This window comes from Flavobacterium sp. (genome assembly GCF_035456225.1).
Classification (GTDB): domain Bacteria; phylum Bacteroidota; class Bacteroidia; order Flavobacteriales; family Flavobacteriaceae; genus Flavobacterium.
In genome coordinates this window covers 1-3,832 of sequence record NZ_DATIDM010000016.1, presented here as the reverse complement: position 1 = coordinate 3,832, position 3,832 = coordinate 1, and the positions used below count along the sequence as shown (strand labels likewise).

Here is a 3,832-nt window from a genome sequence, read left to right as displayed (position 1 = left end):
CGCATATGCAGAAAAATCGCAGGGACTTTGTAAAAAATGTTGCTATGATCGCAGCAGGAAGTAGTTTAGTATCTTTCGACACAATAAAATCAACCCAAATGGATGCATTTATTCATCATGTTTATTTCTGGCTAAAAAATCCGGGCAGCAAAGAAGATCTTGAAGCGTTGCTGGAAGGGCTTCGGAAACTTAGTAAAATCGATTACATCAAAATGTTTCATATCGGCAAACCGGCAGATACCAATAGAGATGTCATAGAAAGAACATATGCTGTTTCGTGGATGCTTGTTTTCAATAATAAAGCGGAGGAAGAGCGTTACCAAACTGATCCGGTACACCTGAATTTTGTTGCTACCTGCAAACATTTGTGGGAGAAGGTGGTGGTTTATGATTCGGTGAATGTTTGAACTGGTAGGTGGTAGGTGGTAGGTGGTAGGGTGAGTGATGATTATTTTAACTGCTTTTCGATCAGTTTTCTCCAATACCTTTTTGGCATGTGACGGATGTGAAGTTTCAGGTTTTTACGAGCTTCGATATTTACACTCTGGAAATATTGCTGCCATAGTCGCTGGTATAATGCTTCGTCCTTATGACTGACAGTTTTAATATTTGCATCAGAAACCTGTTCATTGAAATCTATTTCAACGGTTGAAACAATGTTCAGGTCGTAATACAATGCGTATTTGCGTTGGGAATCGTAAATGATCCATTGTTGATCGGCATATCGATCCCTGAAATGTTTAGTCAATAACGGGAGTACATTGAAATCCGGTTCGATAACAGCGTAATAAATATTGTCGGCAGTAAGCTGAAAGCGTACAAAGGCTTCCATTCGGTGTTTTTCCCGGTACACTTGTTTCGCAAGCTGGTTAATCAGAAGAACTGAATGGTTTGTAAAGTCTGATTCCACCTGCTTCTTACTTGAAAATACATACCTGCAATATTGTAAAAGGTGGTCTTCTACTGATGGTACTTCAGATAGGAAGCTGCGGTAAAATTGTTGGAGGCCATTGCCTGATAATCGAGTTGTTAAACCTTTCCAAACGCGTTCCGCTTTCAATGTGTCAGGCTCAATCATAATTGTTTTTCCAAAGAGGTTATCCTGCGACGACAAAGCAGGCCTTATTTGAGCGTCGGAAATTTTGTATTCATATACATGAAATACAGCGGAAAGAAATCCTTCCATTGAACCATCATATACAAGCAAAGTCATCAAAAGATTTTTAACTGCGGTGAAAAATTAGCCCTGTACTTGCTGTTACCTAGCGATAATATTTGATGTTTTATTTGCATAGCCGTAAACTCTTTGCGTTGAAATTCGGGGCTGTTGCATACAATGAAATGCCGGGCTTTTGAAAGTTGGACTCCGATCTTTTTTAAATGCTCCCAATTTAATTTTGAGAACTTCCGCGATGCGCAAATCTTTTGTGCTGATTGAATACCAATCCCAGGTACACGCCGGATCAGCTCAACATCAGCTTTATTCACGTCTACAGGAAATATATTGAGATTGCGCAGTGCCCAACTAAGTTTAGGATCAATATCCATATCGAGGTTGGGTTGTTCAACAGAAATGAGTTCATTCACTTTAAATCCATAAAACCGCATTAACCAATCTGCCTGGTACAACCTGTTTTCGCGTACAATGGGCACTGGACTTCCTACTGCGGGTAAACGATTATCACTGCTAATCGGAATATAACCGGAATAATACACACGCTTCATATTCATTTTTTGATAAAACGCGTTGGCGGCTCCAAGAATTTGCAGATCATTTTCAGGCGTAGCACCAATCACCATTTGTGTACTTTGGCCGGCGGGGACAAAGAGCGGAGTCTTTCGAAATACTTTTTTGTCCTCCCGGTTCTGCAAAATAGCAGAATGCAAATGTTTCATTGGCCGGATCATGTCTTCACGCTTTTTGTCCGGCGCCAATAATTTCAGACTCGCTTCGGTAGGCATTTCTACATTTATGCTCAGGCGATCCGCATATAAACCTGCTTCATTAATCAATTCATCCGAAGCGCCGGGGATAGTTTTAAGATGGATATAGCCATGAAAGTTTTCTTCAGTTCTAAGTTTACGTGCAATCCGGACGAGGCGCTCCATAGTGAAATCAGGATCTTTAAATATCCCGGAACTTAAAAACAATCCTTCTATATAATTTCTCCTGTAAAAATTAATGGTAAGATCAACTACTTCCTGTACTGTAAATGCAGCCCGCCTGATATCATTGCTTTTTCGACTAACACAATATGCGCAGTCGAAAATGCAATGGTTTGTCAATAGGATTTTCAATAATGAAACACAACGTCCATCTTCAGTATAGGCATGGCAAATTCCATTGCCTGTGTCCCCCAATCCTTTATTGCTGTTCTTTCTTGTACTCCCACTTGACGAACAGGAGACATCATATTTTGCCGCATCGGCAAGTATTCCCAGTTTCTCAATAATCCGCTCCGACATAACTAACAATTAGTCTTAAAAATACTAATAATTATAGCAATGAAAAGCTAAAAAAGGTAGTAATCCAGTCTTGTTTAATCATCCGGTTATCATTAACCGAAGCGTTTAAACAGGGCACATGAATTGAAAAAGAAAAAGTAAAACAATGGCAAAGGTTACTAAGACCCGTAGTGCAGGAAAGAAGGCTGTAAAAAAAGCAGCTCGTCCTCCAGCAAAAAAGAAAACCCGTATACAAAAAGCATCAAAGAAAGCTGCACCGAAAAAATCCAAAGCTTCAACAGTTCGAAAGAACACCGGAAAGAAAACTGCTATAAAACGAAAAGCTTCAAAGAAAGCTGCCAGGAAAAATAAGCTTGGAGTTAAGAATTCCCTCGTGAATAATATTAATGCCCGAAAGAAAAAAAATGCATCAAGACCTAAATCGAAATCTACTGTCTCAAAAAAATCATACACCAGGATGCAGGAGGGATGGAAGAATAAGTGATAAATATTCTTAATAAATCATTTCGATCTTTAAGCCATTTTTAATGTTGTAACCGGGAGTTAAAGCTTATTTAACATGGAAATTATTTGATAACAACGTAAATTTGAGCCGTATTTGAGTTAGTTGCTTTCGAATTTGATTTATGGGTTCCCCGATTTCGTTTTCTGCTATTTTTCTCAAGTCGCTTTTTATAATTTATTTTTTTTAAACATGAACATTTACATTTCGAATCTTAGTTTTCAAATCACAGACGAAGACTTAAGAGATTTATTTTCTGAGTACGGAGAGGTAACCTCTGCAAAAGTTATCACTGATAAGTTCACCGGAGATTCCCGTGGTTTTGGTTTCGTTGAAATGCCATCTGATGAGCACGCTAATAAAGCAATTGCTGAATTGGATAAAAGCAAGTGGGATAACAGGAATATTAACGTTTCTGTTGCTAAACCAAAAGAAGAAAGGTCAAATAGCAACAGGTCATTTGCACCAAAGAGTAACGGTGGATACAATAACAGGTATTAATCAGTTTTAGTTTTCGTATAAAGGGCCTTCGGGCCCTTTTTTAGTTTTGGGGCCCGACGGCCATAGAAACAGCCGCAATACATCTTTCATTTACGCCTTGAAAACTTTCCCCTTGTCACTATAACCATTCTTTATCACTCTTATCGCCTAATTTTGTATCAATAGAAATTATATGAGCCAAGTGCAGTCCTCCCAGCCCAATCCATTAACAGCGAAAGATTTTTCTACTGACCAGGAAGTCAGGTGGTGTCCGGGCTGTGGCGATTATTCTATTTTGGCCCAGGTTCAAAAGGTCCTGCCTACGCTGGGAATTCCAAGAGAAAATGTTGTAATTGTTTCAGGCATAGGATGTAGCAGCCGTTT

The 3,832-nt window shown here is 39.1% G+C and carries 5 protein-coding genes and 1 pseudogene; 4 read left to right on the top strand and 2 right to left on the bottom strand.

Annotated features, from left to right (window positions below; translation table 11 throughout):
• Positions 1–407, top strand: a 407-nt coding sequence (locus VLB74_RS00810; RefSeq protein WP_325201570.1) for a Dabb family protein, incomplete at its 5' end; no start/stop codon positions are given.
• 41 nt (positions 408–448) lie between these two features.
• On the opposite strand, the gene VLB74_RS00805 is transcribed toward VLB74_RS00810, so the two are convergent.
• Complete coding sequence (locus tag VLB74_RS00805) at positions 449–1,213, bottom strand: TIGR03915 family putative DNA repair protein (protein WP_325201569.1); 765 nt, start codon at positions 1,211–1,213, stop codon at positions 449–451.
• The gene (locus VLB74_RS00800; RefSeq protein ID WP_325201568.1) at positions 1,213–2,466 is read right to left on the bottom strand and encodes a putative DNA modification/repair radical SAM protein; all 1,254 of its coding nucleotides are present in this window, start codon (positions 2,464–2,466) and stop codon (positions 1,213–1,215) included. Before VLB74_RS00800 ends, VLB74_RS00805 begins: the two co-directional genes overlap by 1 nt.
• Before the next feature lie 145 nt (positions 2,467–2,611).
• Between VLB74_RS00800 and VLB74_RS00795 the strand changes: the two genes are divergently transcribed.
• The 3 genes and pseudogenes from VLB74_RS00795 to VLB74_RS00785 all read left to right on the top strand — a co-directional run.
• A complete protein-coding gene (locus VLB74_RS00795) occupies positions 2,612–2,950 on the top strand; it encodes a hypothetical protein (protein WP_325201567.1) in 339 nt (112 codons plus the stop codon).
• A gap of 210 nt (positions 2,951–3,160) precedes the next feature.
• Positions 3,161–3,469, top strand: coding sequence for an RNA recognition motif domain-containing protein (locus VLB74_RS00790; RefSeq protein ID WP_325201566.1), 309 nt, complete (start codon positions 3,161–3,163; stop codon positions 3,467–3,469).
• A gap of 181 nt (positions 3,470–3,650) precedes the next feature.
• Positions 3,651–3,832 (top strand): annotated as a pseudogene (locus tag VLB74_RS00785) (2-oxoacid:ferredoxin oxidoreductase subunit beta); the annotation flags it as partial.